Origin of the sequence: Mesorhizobium sp. B2-4-17, assembly GCF_006441275.1 — a bacterium.
Taxonomy (GTDB): Bacteria; Pseudomonadota; Alphaproteobacteria; order Rhizobiales; family Rhizobiaceae; genus Mesorhizobium.
On record NZ_VFUX01000038.1, the window covers coordinates 29,744 to 46,797 of the forward strand.

Sequence of the window (17,054 nt, forward strand, 5' to 3'; positions counted from 1 at the left end):
ATGACAGCATTGTTGGAAGTCGAAGGGCTGAGCAAGCGCTTCGGGGGCGTCACCGCTGTCGACAACTGCACTTTCTCGGTCGAGGAAGGAACAATCACCGCGCTGATCGGGCCGAACGGTTCAGGCAAGACGACCGCCTTCAACATGATTACCGGCTATCTGAAGTCTGATTCAGGAGCCATCCGCTTCGACGGTCATCTGGTACAAAAGCCAAATCCCTCCGGGCTGTACCGGAAAGGGCTGTCGCGCACGTTCCAGCAGGCGCGGATCTTCCCCGAATTGTCCGTGCAAGAAAACCTCGTGATCGCCGCGGGCTATTCCTGGCGCGGATTGTTCGGCGCAAGACTCACGAGGGCCGATCGGATCCGGGCGGGCAAGATGCTTGAGGAGTTCCGTCTCTCCGGTCTGGCCGACCTGCCGGCCGCCGACCTCTCCTACGGCCAGCGCAAACTGCTCGAGTTCGCCGCGGTTCTGATGAGCCGGCCAAAGCTTGTGCTGCTCGACGAGCCAACGGCTGGCGTCAACCCTGTAATGATCGACACGATGGAGCGCCATATCCGAGCCCGACACCAGGAGGGGGTCAGCTTCCTCATCGTCGAACACGACATGCAACTGGTCATGCGCCTCTGCGATCCCGTGATCGTCCTCGATCGGGGGGCGACGATCGCCGTGGGCACACCGGGCGACGTGCAGATGAATCCGCTCGTCCTGGATGCGTATCTCGGCGATTGAGGAGAATGAAGTGAAATCAATGATGCTCAATTCGAATGCACGGCCGGAAACCCCGAGCCATGGCAATTCGACCATTCTCACCCTTCTGGGAGTGACGGCCGGTTACGGTGCGGGCCTGATCCTCAAAGGCGTCGATCTGACCGTCGAAACCGGCAAGATCGTATGCCTTATCGGCCCCAATGGTGCGGGAAAGTCGACCGTCCTCAAGACGATCAGTGGGCTCCTGCACCCCAAGGGAGGCCAGGTGCTGCTTCGAGGCGAGGACATCAGTCGTCTGTCGTCGAGGGATCGGTTGACGCGAGGGGTGGTCCATGTACCGCAGGACCGGAGTCTCTTTCCGGCGATGTCGGTATGGGAGAATGTGATGATGGGTGCCTTCATCCTTTCCGATCACGCGCTGATCCGCAACCGTATGGAGCGGATTACCGAGCTCTTCCCGATAGTCGGCAAACGGCGCCATGCGGCAGCGGGATCGCTCTCGGGGGGAGAACAAAAGCAGGTGGAACTTGCGCGTTCGTTGATGCTCGACCCGACGCTGATCCTGCTCGACGAGCCATCGATAGGGCTCGACCCCAAAGCGCGCAAATCGGTTTTCGGCTCGATTGCGGCGCTGGCGGAGGACGGGCGAACCATCCTCCTCGTCGAACAGAATGCGCGATCGGGGCTGGCGGTGGCGCATCACGCCGCGGTTCTCGAGGCTGGCCGCATCGCGCTTACCGGCACGGGGGTCGGGTTGCTCAATGATCCGGAAGTGGCGCGGCTCTACCTCGGCGCTAGCGCAAACGGAGCCATGGGCTCGACAGTTGCCGCCGTACATGAGGTGATGCATGTCTGACATCTCCGACCAATCTCGTGGAAGGGTTGGGTGGGTCAAGGCTCGAGAACGCGCAAGTGACCGCGAACTAAGCACAGGATGACGACCTTCATTGCTTGTAAAGTCGGGGCCACCAGGCCGCGAAAACCGAATGGCAACCAGATCATTTGAAATCGATCTGGTCTGACGCAAACGCGCCTTTCCTCAAGAAGTCGTCCAGTTCTTTTCGGTCAAATGTTTGCAGGGTTTCAGGGCCAATGAACTGCAAACTCCTCATAAAGGAAGCATCGGTCGCATAGATCGACATTGTTCCGCCGGGGCGCAGAACCCTGCAGGCTTCCGCGATCGCGCTTCCGAAGGGCGAACAGAAATACATCACGTTGACAGCCAGACTGCTGTTAGCGGCACTATCCAGTGGTAGCCGTTCGAAGGACCCGTGGATCAGTTTCAGCTTTCCATCTCAAATTGCGGCGCATTATGATCCGGACGGCAATGCGCTTCGGTTTCTAGAAGTCGGACCAGATCGATTGATTTTCATGGCTGTCGGCGGCTGCCATCATGAACGCACAGGAGATCGCTACCGGAGTGTCTCTTTCGCCGGGCACACTGGTCAGGGTCGTAGGGATATCGGCGGCACGGTCGGAGGTGGCCCGCGACGGCGAGCGCCTCGGCTTCGTGCCGACAGCCAGTTTTGCCCCGATGCAGTGAAATTCCTTCGTCTTATGGAGACGCTGCCAGACCGCTTCACCGGGGTCCGCGGCTAGCGTCGGGCTGCAGCAGCAGGCTGCGGTACTAGAGGCAGTTCACAGCGGATAGTCCGATCGCGGGTCAGGTTTCATCAAAGACGCAGGTCGTCTGCATCTTTACGTGCTGTGCTACAGCTATAGAGCGATACGTCTTGATAATCGGGCATCTCCGCATGAATTCGCGCGTCAATTCACGAAATTGCTCCATATCGACAACGTTGACACAAATGAGAATGTCCGTGTCGCTGGTTATCACGTCGCAGCATGAGACGTGGGGCGAAGATCTCAAGACGTCCAGGAGCTCGTTGAACGTCTGAAGCTGATGGGATGACAGCGATATCTCAACCCAGATCGCCATCTTGCGCTCTGCATAGGCGCGGCTGAGATCGATACATCTCCAACAATCACGCGGTCGCCGCGCCGGCCGATTTTCAGGAGTGATCCGCCGCGCGCCCCAGGACCTACTCCGCGGCCGTCTCCGATGGCGCCTCTGCCGGCCCCGAAGGCTCGGCCTCGGCACGGGGCTTGCGCCGTGAAAACAGCGACCTGAGCGTGACGTAGAACACCGGCGTCAGGAACAGGCCGACAAAGGTGACGCCGAGCATGCCGGAGAACACCGCGGTGCCGAGCGACTGGCGCATCTCTGCGCCCGGGCCTGTTGCGATCATCAGCGGCACGACGCCGAGGATGAACGCGAAGGCGGTCATCAGGATCGGTCGCAGCCTGAGCCGGCAGGCTTCGACGGCAGCCTCGGCGACCGACAGGCCGCGTTCCTGCGCTTGCCGCGCGAATTCCACGATCAGGATCGCGTTCTTGGCGGCAAGCCCGATCAGCACGATGAGGCCGATCTGCACGAGGATGTTATTATCCAGTCCACGGAAAGACACGCCGAGCAACGCCGCGAGCACGCCGAGCGGTACCACCAGCACAATGGCGAACGGCAGCACCCAGCTTTCATATTGCGCCGCCAGCGCTAGGAACACGAACAGCACCGACAGTCCGAAGATATAGACGGCGGCATTGCCGGTGTTGCGCTCCTGATAGGCGAGCTCGGTCCATTCATAGGAGGTACCGGCCGGCAGTGTCTCTGCGGTGATCTTTTCCATCGATGCCAGCGCGTCGCCTGTGGACACGCCGGGTGCGGCGTTGCCCTGCAGCGGCACCGAGACGTACATGTTGTAGCGCTGGACCAGCGCCGGGCCGGTGACGTCGCGGATCTCGATCAACGTGCCAAGCGGAACCAGCGCGCCGGTCGCCGAGCGCACTTTCAGTTTCAGGATGTCGGCGCGATCGAGGCGGAACGACTGGTCGGCCTGCGCCCGCACCTGGTAGACGCGCCCGAAAGCGTTGAAGTCGTTGACGTAGGCGGTGCCGAGATTGGTCGACAGCGTCTCGAAGATGCTGGGGATCGGCACGTTGAGGATGCGCGCCTTGTCGCGATCGATAGCCAGGAAGAATTGCGGGCTCGACGCGGAGAAGGTGGTGAACACGCCCGTCAGCCCCGCCGTCTTGTTGGCCTTCCCGGCGATTTGGTAGGCAAGGGCCAGGATCTGGCGCATGTCGGCGCTGTTGCGCTCCTGGATCTGCAGCTTGAAGCCGCCGGCATTGCCGACGCCGCGGATCGGCGGCGGCGGCAGCGCGATGATGAAGGCTTCCTTGATGCTCTGCAGGCTGCCGAACAGATTGCCGATGACCTGGGTCGCCGACTGGCCGGCTTTCAGCCGCTCGTCAAACGGTCGGAATCGGGCGAAGATCACGCCGGCATTGCTGGCGTTGGTGAAGGTCGCGCCGGAGAAGCCGGCGAAAGCGACTGCGTAGTCGACCCCTGGTGTCTTCTGGATGATCTGCGACGCCTGTTGGATGACCGCATCGGTCCTCGACAGCGAGGAGCCGTCCGGCAACTGGATGACGACGATGGCATAGCCCTGGTCGAGCGACGGAATGAAACCGCGCGGCACCGCCTGCACCATGTAGACCGTGGCGCAGATGAGGCCCACGAACACGGCCAGCATGGCGCCGATCGCCAGCCACGAGCCGACCAGCACGCGCACGATGCTCGAATACCAATGGGCGAGCCTGTCAAAGCCAGTGTTGAAGCCGTCGGCGAGCGCCCGTCCGAACCGCGCCAGGAAAAAGCGCGGCGGCGCCGCAGCGGCATGGTGCGGCTTGAACAGCAGTGCGGCCAGCGCCGGCGAAAGCGTCAGCGAATTGAATGCCGAGATCGCCGTCGACACCGCGATGGTGATCGCAAACTGCAGGTAGAACTGCCCGGAAATGCCGGGGATGAAGGCAGTCGGCAGGAACACGGCGATCAGCACCAGCGAGATCGCGATAACAGCCGTTCCGACTTCGTCCATGGTCAGGTGCGCCGCCGGATTGGGCGCCAGCCCACTGGCGATATTGCGCTCGACATTCTCGACCACGACGATCGCATCGTCGACGACGATGCCGATCGCCAGAACGAGGCCGAACAGCGTCAGCATGTTGAGCGAGAAGCCGGCGGCGTAAAGCACCGCCAGCGTGCCGATCAGCGACACCGGGATCGCTACGATCGGCACGATCGCCATGCGCCAGGATTGCAGGAAGACGATGATCACGATGATGACCAGCACCATCGCCTCGAGGATCGTCTTGTAGACCTCCTGGATCGATTCGGCGACGAACTCGGTCGGATTATAGACGATGTCGTAGCTCAACCCCTTCGGGAAATCCTTGGAAAGCTCCTTCATCTTGTCCTGAATCTCTTCGGCTGCGGCGAGCGCATTGGTGCCCGGCCGCTGGAAGATGGCGAGCGCCACCGCCGGTTTGCCGTTGAGATAGGAGTTGGTGACGTAATCCTTGGCGCCGAGTTCGATGCGCGCAACGTCCTGCAGCGAGATCAGGCGGCCGTCTTCGGTCGATTTGACGATCACGTACCGGAAGTCGCGTGCGTCGTTGAAGCGCCCTTGCGTGGTGACCGTGTACTGGAACGCCGAGCCGGTGTTGGTCGGCGGCGCGCCGATCGAGCCTCCCGACACCTGGACATTCTGGTCGCGCAGCGCCTGCACCACATCGCCCGAGGTCATCCCGAGCGCGGACAGTTTTTCCGGATCGAGCCAGATGCGCAGCGAATATTCGCGTTCGCCGAAGATGATGAGGTCGCCGACGCCGTCCAGCCTGAGCAGTATGTCGCGCACCCGCGAGCGGGCGTAGTTCGAGACGTAGAGCTGGTCGTATGTGTTGTCGGGCGACAGCATGTGCACGACCATCATCAGGTCAGGCGAGCTCTTGGTGGTGGTGATGCCGAGGCGGCGGACTTCTTCGGGCAGGCGCGGCTCGGCGACCGACACGCGGTTCTGCACCAGCACCTGCGCCTGATCGAGATTGGTGCCCAGCTTGAAGGTGATGGTCAGCGCCATCGCCCCGTCGCCCGACGAATAGGACGACATGTAGAGCATGCCCTCGACGCCGTTGATCTCCTGCTCGATCGGCGTTGCCACCGTGGCCGCGACCGTCTCGGCGTCGGCGCCCGGATATTGCGCGCGAACGACAATGGTCGGCGGCGCGATCTCGGGATATTGCGCGACCGGCAGCTGGGTATAGGCAATCCCGCCGAGGATCAAAAGGACGATCGAAACGACCGATGCGAAGATCGGACGGTCGACGAAGAAATGGGCGAACCTCATTGCTGCAACCCGGCGGTCTCGACCTTGGGCGGCAGCGTCACCATCTCGACCTTCACCTTGGTGCCGGGCCTGGCATGCATCAGCCCGTTGACGATGATCGTCTCGCCGCCGGTCAGGCCCGAGCGGATCACCCGGTAGCCGTCGAGAAGCGGGCCGGTGCGCACGGGCTTGGCCGACACCATCCCGGCCTCATCCACCAGGAACACGATGCGGCGATCCTGATCGGCGCCGATCGCCTCGTCGGGCACCAGCACGCCGCTATGCGGCAGCGACCCCGGCACGTTGATGCGCCCGAACATGCCTGGCTGGAGAACGCCGTCGGCGTTGGCAAATCTTGCACGCACCCGCATGGTGCCGGTGGCGTTGTCGATTCGGTTCTCGGCAAAATCGAGCTTGCCTTTGAACACCGCCTCGGCGCGGTCGGCGACGCTGACAGCCACATCGAGCCCACCGGCGCCTTCCTGCATGGTGCCGCCACGCTGCTTGGCGTCGCGGGCGTAGCTGAAATACAGGCGCTCATCGACGTCGAAATAGAAGTCGATCGGATCGCGCGTAACGATGGTCGTCAGCAAGGTGGAATCCGGCTGCACGAGGTTGCCGACCGACACCAGCCGGCGGTCGATGCGGCCGGACAAGGGCGCCTTGATCTCGGTGAATTCCATGTTCAGGCTGGCGGTCGTCAGCGCAGCCGTCGCGCCCTGCATCTGCGCCTGCGCCGAAAGGTATTCCCGCCGGCGGTCGTCGACCGTCGCGGTTGATATATTGCCGGTCTTGGCGAGTTCGTCGGCGCGATCCAGCTGCATCTTGGAGAATTCGAGCAGACTCTTGGCGACATCCACTTGCGATTTGGCGGCATCATAAGCCGCTTGGTACGGACGCTGGTCGATGGTGAACAGCAGGTCGCCCTTGTTGACCAGTGCGCCGTCCTGGAAGCTGACCTTGTCCAGATAGCCGCTGACGCGCGAACGGATGGCGACCTGGTCGACGGCTTCGAAGCGCCCGACGAACTCGTCGTCTTCGACGATTTCACGGACCACCGGCTTGGCCGCCGTCACCACGGGTAGCTGCTGGTCCTGCGCAAACGCAGTGCTGCTGAAAGCCATGCCGAGCAGGAATGCCGCCGACGCGGCGGCGCGGGCAAGCCAGCCGGCCGATCGACCGGGTCGCCCGCCCGCGTCGCGATGCAATTGCCCATTCTCTGGGGTGTCCATTTGCGTCCCCGCTCACTGGACCCGGAGGTCGGTTGATCCGCTTCTACGCTCAGGCTTTTCGTCGAGATCAGAGCACTGCAGTGTTGTGCATGGCAACATGATCATTTTCCATGTGGGCTGAAATGTCCACCCAGTGGCTGGCTCGCCACCCGTCTTCCTCCTGACCCACCTGAGGTCTCTGGAGTGCCCGGATGCACCAGGCTTGCGCGCTGCATTCGACTTGACAACAGCCGAGGCCCAGTTTCGCAACGCCGCCTTACGTCGGGCGATGGCATCAATGCGACGGCAGTTGCACACGGCGTCGGCCACGAAGCCGCTCGCACCCAGCTCAAAGCGGTATTCGCCAAAACCAACCCACACCGCCGCACCCGCATAGATATCGATTATCGGCACGGCCAACCCGTCACTACTGATTGCCCTGACGATCGGCTGGAAAACGATCGCCGAACATCGGGAGGCCGCTGACAGACTCCGCTTGAGTCGCTTCGTCCTGCAAAACGTCCCAGTGCTCGGCGAGTTTGCCATCCTCGAAACGCAAAACGTCGGCGGCGATCCATGAGGCGGGCCGGCCGTGGCCGGAAAAGCGCCCATGCGCGATCACGTAATCTCCTTCTGCGAGGATCAGGTGATTTTCGTAGCGGAGAGTGTTGGGAAGGGCGCGAACCAGATTGAACAGGCCATCGCGGCCCGGAGGAATATGCGCGCTGTGCTGAATGTAGCCTGGCGACCAAAACGTCGCTGCCTTTTCGTAATCACGTCTGTTGAACAGCGTGTCGAAAGCTTCGAGAACGATCGCCTTGTTTTGAACATCATTAGTCATCGCTATCCCCTGTGCGGATGATTACCCAGGCCCCGCGATGCGAAGCTGACCATCTTCCATGATCCAATACCTCGACAGCAACCAACCTCAAATGACGAAGATGCGGGTAATTTGGGACATGCTGGGTAGTTGCTTGTTTAAGCTTCGCGATGCACCCGCAGCGCACTTGACCAAGCAAAAACGAAATGGGCGCACGCCAACCGGCAATTCTGCGCCCTTCGCTCAGTTCTGTAGGCGAAGGCGCGCCACATCCGCCGGCGCGATGTGCGACGGACTGCTGCCGAACCGCGCGGTCACATAGTTGGCGATCGCTGCGATTTCGGTGTCGGAGTATGAGTGGGCGAAGCTAGGCATATAGGGACGCCCCGTGCCCGGCCTGCCGGTGCCGCCGAGGATCATCTGGACGACATTCGCGGCGCTCGGATCGTTGAGCGCACGCACGCCGGTAAGCTGCGCTTCGCCGATGACAGCTCCAGCGCCGGTCCAGGCGTGACAGCTCACGCAATTGCCCTCGAACATGCGCTGGCCGACTGGATTGTCGAGGTCCGCCAGCCGCGGCGTCGCAGGGGCCGGCCCCGCGAGTTCTGGCAGATCGCTTGCCACCGCAGGCACGCTGCGCAGGTAGGTGACGATGGCGGCGATGTCGGATTTCGTCAACTTCGAGAGGCTGAGCTCGAGCGCCTCCCCCATCGGTCCCGAGGCAACGCCACGCCCTTTTGCATGGCTCGCCGACAGGTACTCGGTGAGTTCCTCCGCCGACCACGTGCCGACGCCACTCACCTTTTCGGCGCTGATATTGTAGGCGTTCCAGCCCTCGGCGACCCCACCGGCGAATTTACGCCGCTGGTCGAGCGCCTGCATCAGGTTGCGCGGGGTATGGCACTCGCCGCAATGACCCGCCGCCTCGACCAGATAGGCGCCGCGGTTCCATTCCGCGCTTTGCCCCTCCACGGGGCGGAAGCGATGGTCCGCGTTAAAAAGGCCGGCCCAGACGGTCATCAGCCACCGCTGATTGTATGGGAAAGCGAAGGTGTTGGGCTTGTTCGCCTGCTTCACCGGCTTCAGCGAGAAGAGATAGGCCTTGATCGCCAGCGCGTCGTCATCGGTCAGCAGCGTGTAAGAGGGGTAAGGAAAGGCGGGATAGTAGCGCGAGCCGTCCGGCGCGACGCCGCGATGCACCGCGTTGAGGAAGTCCGTGTCGGTCCATTTGCCGATGCCGGTTTCGGGATCGGGCGTCAGGTTCGGCGTGTAGATGGTGCCGAACGGCAGCACGAAGGGGCGCCCGCCGGCGAAGGGCACTCCGCCCTTTGCGGTGTGGCAGGCCGCGCAGTCCGCCATGTGGGCGACGTAGGCTCCTCTCGCCGCGGGGTCAGTTTCCGTGAAGTCATCCGGGACGCCGGTGAGCGAAGGGCCTTGGTACGCGGCCAGTTCGACGGGCGTACCTGTAGCGAAGGCATACGGGCCAGGCTGAAAGACCATCCAGCCGACGACCCCGGCAGCCACTATGCCTGCGACAATGGCGATCGTGGCCAGCCATAGTATTGTTCGCCTGATCCGCATGCTCACACCGCCTTTGCAATCAGCGGCGCGTCGATCGGCATGCGCGTCAGCTGCACACCCGTCGCGGCGAAGACGGCATTCGCGACAGCGGGTTGCACGACCACCGTTCCCGGTTCGCCGATCCCGCCCGAATTCTCGGTGCTCGCCACGACATGCACCTCGACCGCCGGCATCTCGTCGATTCGCAGGATGCGGTAGTCGTTGAAGTTGCCCTGCTCGACCGCCCCGCCGGCAAGGGTGATCTTGCCGTATAGAACCGCGGAGAGCCCGAAGGTGACACCGCCCTGGATCTGCGCCAACAGGATGTCCGGATTGACGACGTTGCCGACATCCGCGGCAACCACCACGCGGGTGACCCGCACGTCGCCTGCGTCGCTTACCGCGACATCCGCGATCGCGGCGAGATAGCTGCCAAAGGCGTTCATCAGCGCGAAACCCCGTCCCCGACGCGTGCCAAAGGGCGATGCCGGCGCCGGCGTCTCCCAGCCGGCCTTCTCGGCCACCAAGTTCAGCACGCCAAGGGCGCGGGGGCTCTTGTCCAGCATGCCGCGCCGGAAGACAAGAGGATCAACGCCGGTCTTGCGCGCCATCAGGTCCATGAAGCATTCGATCGAGAAGATGCTGCCGTTCGGGCCGACGCCGCGCCAGAAGGCCGGGGGGAGCACGCTGTCGTGGCGGATGTATTCAACCAGCATATCCCCCACCGCATAGGGAATCTCCGCCGCCCCGTCGACCGCATCTACATCGATCCCGTCCTTGAAGGCGGGTGGCAGCCAGCGCGCCATGATCGAGGCGCCGGTGACGCGGTGGTGCCAGGCGGCGACCCTGCCGTTCTCCAGGCGCGCCTTCAGCCGGTCGTGGTAGAGCGGGCGGTAGAGCTCCTGGCGGATGTCTTCTTCGCGTGACCACACCACCTTCACCGGCCCCTCGACATGGGCGGCGATGCGGACCGCGGTGACGACGCCGTCGGCTTCGAGCCGGCGGCCGAAGCCGCCGCCGATCAAATGGTTGTTGATCGTCACCTTCGCGGGATCGATGCCGAGGACCTTGGCGGCGCCTGCCTGAGCAAAGCCTGGCACCTGCGTACCGACCCAGACCTCGCAAGCTCCATCATGCACATGCACGGTGCAGTTCGTCATTTCCATCGGCGCGTGCGCGAGGTGGGGCAGTTCATAGGTCGCCTCGAACAGCGTGCCATCCTTCAGTTTGGCCGGCGCGTTACCCTCCTGCTTGGCGACGACGCCGGCGCCCTCCGACGCCTTCTCGAGGTCCGCCCAGAGTTGCGCCTGGTCGAGGCCGGCATGGACGCCGGGTGCCCACTCGATCGTGAGCGCATTCAGCCCCTGCATGGCCGCCCACGTGTTGTCGCCGACCACGGCGACGAGATCGTCGAGCACCACCACCTGCCGTACGCCGGCGATGGCGACGGCCCTCGACTGATCGACCGAACCGACCTTGCCGCCGATCACCGGCGAGGCCATCAGCGTGGCAAACTTCATGCCCGGCCGCATCACGTCGATCCCGTAGACCGTTTTCCCGATAGCCTTGTCCGGCGTGTCGATGCGGTGCACCGGCTTGCCGATCAGGCGGAACTGCGCGGGGTCCTTCAGCTTGACCTCGGCGGGTGGCTGGAGGCCGGCGGCTTGATCCGCCACCTCGCCATAGCGGATCGATCGCCCGCTCGCTGGTTCCGTGATGACGCCGTTCTCGGTGGTGAGGCCGGCAGGATCGACGCCCCATTTGGCGGCGGCTGCCTGGATGAGCATGGCGCGAGCCGTCGCTCCTGCCTTCCGGAGTGGTCCGCTCCAAACCATGGTTGTCGTCGACCCGCCCGTTGCCTGAATGACGAAAACCGGGCTGCCGTAGTTGGCCTGATCGGCCGGCGCATGTGCCGCGATCACCTTGTCGAGCCTGACATCGAGTTCCTCGGCGAGGCACTGGGCCTGCGAGGTATAGACGCCCTGACCCATCTCCACCGCCGGCAGTGTGACGGTCACCGTGTCTTCGGGACCGATATGGATGAAGGCATTGAAGCGCGCGCCGTTCGGCGCCGGTTCGTCCGCTTGCGGCTGCGCCTGCGCGCGTGCACGGGCCAGCGGCAACTCGATGGCGATCAGGAGACCGCCGGCAAGGGCCGCGCCGCGCAGCACGCTTCGGCGCGAAAGTCGCGGGTCCGCGGGAAACCGTGGATCAGGATCGTGCGGCATGCTTGATCCCCTCGCGGATTCGGACATAGGTGCCGCAGCGGCAGAGATTGCCGGCCATCGCCGCGTCGATTGCTGCGTCGTCCGGCTGAGCGTTCGCAGCCAACAATGCCGAGGCGGACATGATCTGCCCAGGCTGGCAGTAACCGCACTGGATGACTTCGAGGTCGAGCCAGGCTTTCTGGATTTTCGCTCCGGTGGCAGTGTCCCGGACGCCCTCGATGGTGGTGATCGCGCCGGCGCCGACCGATCCGACCGGCAACTGGCAGGAGCGCACCGCGACGCCGTCAAGGTGTACCGTGCATGCCCCGCATTGCGCGATGCCGCAGCCGAATTTGGTGCCGGTCATGCCGAGCACGTCACGCAAGACCCAGAGCAGCGGCATCTGCTCCGGGACATCGACGCTGTGGGCGGAGCCGTTGATTTTGAGGTCTATCACCTTCCCCCTCCTTCTAGCAGGCCCTCGCGGCGCCGGAAGCCGGTTGGATAGTCAAAGTGCACCCGAGGGGTTAGCCTGAATGCGTCGGCTCACCTTGGATTCTAAGCCGAAGAAACTTCCGACAAGAAGGTCAAATAAACCCCTAATTCGCGACATGAGCAATCCGCATCGACCGAACGCCGGTCCTTGATGACGGGCCTAATTGAAGCGGTGCTCTGGCATGGCAAAGTGGCAAGGCCCGCGCAGAGGAAGGTCACTTCGTTAAACGGGCTTTCGCCTGGCCCCGAAGAGCAAGGTCGCCAACAACGAGGCAAAGGCCAGGACGATGACGATTATCCCATAGATTTCGGCGACTTTAACGAGGCCTATCGACACCGAGAAGTAGCCTGCGAGGATCGCAGGAAGCGCGAACGACAGGTAGCCAACGATATAAAAAACAGACAGCAAGCCCGCACGTTCGTCGATCGCGGCAAGCGGTAGAAGGGTTCGCAGCGCGCCGGCAAAGGTGGCACCGAAACCGGTGCCCGCGATCAAGGTACCGAACAGCATGATCGATGCGAGTTGGGCATGCACTCCGCCAAGGGTTATCGCGATGCCGGCAGCCAGGGCGATGATCCCACCCCCCAGCACACGGCTCGGCGGAACCGGACCAACCGCAAGGACGGTGAGCACTCCGCTGAAGGTCAGCGCGGCGACGACAAACCCGCCGACGATCGGTTGGGTTGCCCCGGTCGCAATCCGAACCAAACTTGGCATCAGCGAAAAATAAAAGCCGCCCAGCGCCCAGGAAGCGACGATTGCCGGCGCGACTTGGGCAAGGGCGCCCCGGGCCTCTCGTGGCACGCGCACGTGCGGAAGCAACGAACGGATAGCGCCGGGGCGAGGCGGCGCGGTCTCCGGCATATGGAAAAGTATCACTGCCTCGATAGCAGACAGAACCATCAGCACCCCGTAGACGAGCTGTTGCGGATAGGGGGCATAAGTGACCAGGATCGCCGCGCCGAGGCTGCCGATGGTCAACCCGGTGAACGCGGTGATGCTGTTCAGGACGATACCGCGCTTAGAGGCGGTGTCGAGAATAGCCGCACCCAGCGTTGTAGTGGCGAAGCCTGTTGCAAAGCCTTGGACCGAACGTGCGGCAACCAGAGCGAAAACCGAATTGGCCGTCATGAACAAGACCATTGCGACGATATTCAAAAGAAGTGCGGCGGTGATGGCCGGCCGGCGGCCAATGTAATCGGAAAGCGATCCAACCGTCAGCAAAGCTCCCAGTAGGCAGATGACGTAAGCCGCGAAGATCACCGTTATATGGAGAGGACCCAGGCCAAGGCTTTCTCGATAATGTTCATAGAGCGGTGTTGGAGCGGAGCCGCTGGCGCCAAAGGTCATGGCGGCGATCACCGCCACAGTGGTGGTTGCGGTGCGAGAGAGCAAGACACGGCGTGGGTGCTGAGACTTTGACACACCGTGACTCCTTTCGCATCGGCTATAGGCGCGACGCGACCGCTTGCAGTCAGTTATCCGGTTTGCTCACGCATCCGCGGCCTCGCATCCGCGGTTTCCAGATGCTCCGCCCGAATCCGGAGGCAGAGCCGGAATTCATCCCCTTATCCGCGCGATCTCGGCGCGGGCCGCGCCTACGAGTTCCTCATTGGTCTGAGCGTGGCCCCACAGGCCCCATCCACCAAGCGTCGCCTCGGTCAGAAGCACCCACGTGCGCGTCTTCAGTTCAGGGTCGTTCGCGGCTGCCGCTACCAGGTCAGTCAGTTGTCCCACCAGTGCGATTTGCTTGTCGCGATCGAGAGCGCCGGCATTGGTTAGCACCTGAACCCGCACGTAATTCTCGTCGCCGTCCACATTGGAGATTGCTCCTTCGGGCATTTCGTGGACGAAGGCAGCCGTATTTTTCCGGAACATCGGAATATCCGGGACCTGCTCCACCGCCTTGACGACCGCGGCCGCATCCTTGGCGAGCTTGTGGATGTCCGCGAATGTGCCGGCTGCCGCATAGACATCGATCATAGGCATTGAGCGCTCCTTCGGGCTTAGGTCAGCGTCATCCAGAAATTACCAGTTGCCGGATTGGTAGCCGCCGCCAATCCAGGAGGCGAGTTCTATCGCGTACTCATTTGCCGCTTCTTCCCAGATACGATGCTCGGCTTCGAGCAGCACATAACGGTTATGAGGCAGCCGCTCGGCGAGAAATTGTCCGTTCGCGGCGGGGACAATGGGGTCGCTCTTGCCGGCGACAATCAGCACCGGCGTTTTGATGTCCGGCAGCAGCTTTTCGAGCTTGGGCAGGTCGGGGATATAACCGCGCACGAACTGCACGGCGTCCTCGAGGCGCCGCCCGGCCGATGCCGCCTTGAAGTCTTCAATGATCGGCGCTGGCGTCAGTTTCGCGGCCGCGACCAGATAGTCCCCGACGCCTTTCGCCCCGTCGATGGCAGCGAAGGCCCCGGGCGGGGAATTGATCATGTCTTTCAGCGCGCCTGCCGCGAGATCAGTGCGCACAGCCGCACCACCCAGCGCGAGGCTCTTGAACAAATCAGGTTTCCTGTGCGCGGCGAACAGCACTGCGAGCGCACCGACATCGGGGGCGACGGCGTGCGCTTCCTTCACATCGAAGTGCGCGAGCAGCTTGATGACAAAATCGCTCATCGCTTCGGGCGCCATGACATCGGGGCGGCTCTCAGAGCGGCCAAAGCCTGGCAGATCGACCGCGATCAACGGATGCTCCTGAGCCAGTCGCGGGACGACGTTGCGGAAGGAATAGATGCTTTCCGGCCAAGGCGCCGTGAGCAGTATAGGCGTTCCATAGTCCTTGCCGTTTCGCGCATAGCGAATGTTGAGGCCGTCAATCGTGGCCGTGGATACAGCGCCGATGTCGGGCAGGGCGTTGTCGCTCATGATGACTCCGATTCCTGGTGGATGCCCAGCACTCTAAAGTCGGCAGCGGAAACCCGAAACGACATAAATACCAAAAATTCAGGACATGCATCGTGCCCACAGACCGTGGCCTGAATAGCGGCATCTACGTCGTTGGCAATCAGAGCTCCGCGCTTAGGCTAATGACAGCGTACGGCTCACGCGCACGTCTTTTGTCATCTCTGGAGGTCACAATGGATGCAATTGCAACACACGTACTCGCAGCCCATGGCGGCCTCGAACGGTGGCGAAGATTCGAGGCGGTTTCCGCGCGTCTCGTGCAGGGCGGCGCATTGTGGGAGCTTAAACGTCAACCCGATACGCTGGCAGACACGGCGGTCACCGTTGGAACGCGTAGCGAGTGGGTGTCGCATTTTCCGTTCGGCGAGCACCGCTACCGGTCGCGGTTCAGGCCCGAGCGCGTTAGCCTCGAGACAGCCGACGGCGAAACGATGTCGGAACTGCGAAGCCCACGGTCGACGTTTCAAAATCACACGATCGAGACGCCGTGGAACAGTCTCCAACTCGCATATTTTGCTGGCACCGCGATGTGGACTTATATGAATTTGCCGTTTCTGCTCGCGTGGCCCGGTCTAAAGGTGGAAGAGACTGCTGCGCGTGCTGAAGCAGGCGAGTCTTGGCGCGGTCTACGCCTCACATTTCCCCCCGATATAGCAACGCACTGCCGGGTGCAGACCCTGTACGTAGACGACGGTGGGTTGATGCGCCGACATGACTACGATGTCGACATTGCGGGCGGCGCGCCAGGCGCGCACTTCCTTTCCGACTACACAGAGGTTGCCGGCATCAAGCTTCCGACCAAGCACCGGGTGTTTCCCCGGCTTGAGGATGGCAGAGCGGGCACAGAACCGCTCTTCGTTTCCATCGACGTGTCGGAGATTGTTTTCGAATGAGGCCGTCTCGCCCCTTTTGCGCTGCCAACCCAATAGGCCTGCCAACGCGGGGGCGGTAGTAGGCAGGAACGCGCATCTAGTATTCCGCGAGCGGACCAGCTGCGGCGCGAAACGTCTGGGCCGGCTCGCCAAATTCCCGCACGAAGGCGCGGCGCATTCTTTCTCGATCACCAAATCCTGTTTCCCTGGCAATCACTTCTATCGGTAGGCGGCTTTGCTCCAGCATAAGCTTGGCTTTCTCGAGTCGCAGGGACTTCACGACTTTTCCTGGCGACCGGCCAGTCTCTTGATGAAAGACCCGCGTGAATTGCCTGGGGCTGAGGCAGGCCACGCGAGCAAGGTCCTCAACGTCAAGCGGTGCGTGCAGATTGTTCCGCGCATAAGTGAGCACCCTTTGCACACGATCAGAAGTGGGATCGAGCTGCAGCAAAACCGATCTCTGCGACTGTCCGCCCGCCCGACGGGATCCCATCACCAGGTGGGCAGCGACCGCGCGCGCGAATTCCCTGTCATGGTCATGATCGATCATTGAAAGGGCGAGATCTGTGGCGGCGCTCATTCCCGCAGAGCTCCAGAATGTGCCATCAACCACAAAAAGTTGGTCCGCCTGAACTGCACAGCGCGGGAAGCGATGCTGAAGTTCATTGACGTGACGCCAGTGTGTTGTCGCGCGCTTCCCGTCCAGAAGACCTGCGGCTCCGGCCGTGAAGGCCCCATTGCCGATGGCGACGATCCTGCGTGTGCTCGCGGCTGTGGCGCGAAGATAGTCGGTCAACGGCGCTGGCGCTTCAAAGGGTTCGGACGCGTCGCTGAGCAGGAGGGTGTCATAATCATGGTCTTGCAGAGGTGATGTTTGGACATCGAAGCCGAGCGAGCCGCGTACTGTCCCGCCTGTGGCGGAGACGACGCACAGATCGTACACATTCGCTTTGGCGACCTCGTTGGCTGCTTCAAACGCTGATAGCACGCAGAAGCTCTGCGTGAGAAAATCAGGCGACACCGCCAGGGCGACGCGCAATGT

General features: G+C 62.5%; 14 protein-coding genes. 4 read left to right on the forward strand and 10 right to left on the reverse strand.

The genetic code is table 11. The features are described from left to right. The 3 genes from FJ548_RS25365 to FJ548_RS30040 all read left to right on the forward strand — a co-directional run bounded on the left by FJ548_RS25365 (window position 1) and on the right by FJ548_RS30040 (window position 2,254). Window positions 1-732: an ABC transporter ATP-binding protein gene (locus FJ548_RS25365; RefSeq protein ID WP_140779297.1), complete on the forward strand. Its 732-nt coding sequence runs from the start codon at window positions 1-3 to the stop codon at window positions 730-732. 19 nt (window positions 733-751) lie between these two features. Further along, the gene (locus FJ548_RS25370) at window positions 752-1,567 is read left to right on the forward strand and encodes an ABC transporter ATP-binding protein (RefSeq protein ID WP_246678770.1); all 816 of its coding nucleotides are present in this window, start codon (window positions 752-754) and stop codon (window positions 1,565-1,567) included. 537 nt (window positions 1,568-2,104) lie between these two features. Beyond that, window positions 2,105-2,254, forward strand: coding sequence for a hypothetical protein (locus tag FJ548_RS30040; protein ID WP_181168904.1), 150 nt, complete (start codon window positions 2,105-2,107; stop codon window positions 2,252-2,254). A gap of 499 nt (window positions 2,255-2,753) precedes the next feature. On the opposite strand, the gene FJ548_RS25380 is transcribed toward FJ548_RS30040, so the two are convergent. From FJ548_RS25380 to FJ548_RS25420, 9 genes are all read right to left on the reverse strand, one after another. Further along, window positions 2,754-5,957, reverse strand: coding sequence for a multidrug efflux RND transporter permease subunit (locus FJ548_RS25380; RefSeq protein ID WP_140779299.1), 3,204 nt, complete (start codon window positions 5,955-5,957; stop codon window positions 2,754-2,756). After that, window positions 5,954-7,060 carry an efflux RND transporter periplasmic adaptor subunit gene (locus tag FJ548_RS25385; RefSeq protein ID WP_181168907.1) on the reverse strand — a complete coding sequence of 369 codons (1,107 nt, stop codon included), beginning with the start codon at window positions 7,058-7,060 and terminating at the stop codon, window positions 5,954-5,956. Before FJ548_RS25385 ends, FJ548_RS25380 begins: the two co-directional genes overlap by 4 nt. Before the next feature lie 514 nt (window positions 7,061-7,574). Then, complete coding sequence (locus FJ548_RS25390) at window positions 7,575-7,988, reverse strand: nuclear transport factor 2 family protein (protein WP_140779301.1); 414 nt, start codon at window positions 7,986-7,988, stop codon at window positions 7,575-7,577. A 222-nt stretch (window positions 7,989-8,210) separates the two neighbouring features. After that, the gene (locus tag FJ548_RS25395) at window positions 8,211-9,548 is read right to left on the reverse strand and encodes a c-type cytochrome (RefSeq protein ID WP_140779302.1); all 1,338 of its coding nucleotides are present in this window, start codon (window positions 9,546-9,548) and stop codon (window positions 8,211-8,213) included. Window positions 9,549-9,550: 2 nt separating this feature from the next. Beyond that, window positions 9,551-11,755, reverse strand: a complete 2,205-nt coding sequence (locus tag FJ548_RS25400; RefSeq protein WP_140779303.1) for a molybdopterin cofactor-binding domain-containing protein — start codon at window positions 11,753-11,755, stop codon at window positions 9,551-9,553. Continuing rightward, a complete protein-coding gene (locus tag FJ548_RS25405; protein ID WP_140779304.1) occupies window positions 11,739-12,191 on the reverse strand; it encodes a (2Fe-2S)-binding protein in 453 nt (150 codons plus the stop codon). The genes FJ548_RS25400 and FJ548_RS25405 overlap by 17 nt, the downstream gene beginning before the upstream one ends. Window positions 12,192-12,452: 261 nt before the next feature. After that, complete coding sequence (locus tag FJ548_RS25410; protein WP_140779305.1) at window positions 12,453-13,580, reverse strand: MFS transporter; 1,128 nt, start codon at window positions 13,578-13,580, stop codon at window positions 12,453-12,455. Window positions 13,581-13,790: 210 nt separating this feature from the next. Further along, window positions 13,791-14,213: a hypothetical protein gene (locus FJ548_RS25415; RefSeq protein WP_140779306.1), complete on the reverse strand. Its 423-nt coding sequence runs from the start codon at window positions 14,211-14,213 to the stop codon at window positions 13,791-13,793. A gap of 45 nt (window positions 14,214-14,258) precedes the next feature. After that, window positions 14,259-15,101 carry an alpha/beta hydrolase gene (locus FJ548_RS25420; protein ID WP_140779307.1) on the reverse strand — a complete coding sequence of 281 codons (843 nt, stop codon included), beginning with the start codon at window positions 15,099-15,101 and terminating at the stop codon, window positions 14,259-14,261. A 212-nt stretch (window positions 15,102-15,313) separates the two neighbouring features. Between FJ548_RS25420 and FJ548_RS25425 the strand changes: the two genes are divergently transcribed. Then, entirely contained in the window at window positions 15,314-16,033 is a 720-nt protein-coding gene (locus tag FJ548_RS25425; RefSeq protein WP_140779308.1) for a hypothetical protein, read from the forward strand. Window positions 16,034-16,109: 76 nt separating this feature from the next. Here FJ548_RS25425 and FJ548_RS25430 read toward each other — a convergent pair whose 3' ends face one another. Then, entirely contained in the window at window positions 16,110-17,051 is a 942-nt protein-coding gene (locus FJ548_RS25430) for a helix-turn-helix domain-containing protein (RefSeq protein WP_140779309.1), read from the reverse strand. Window positions 17,052-17,054 lie beyond the last annotated feature (3 nt).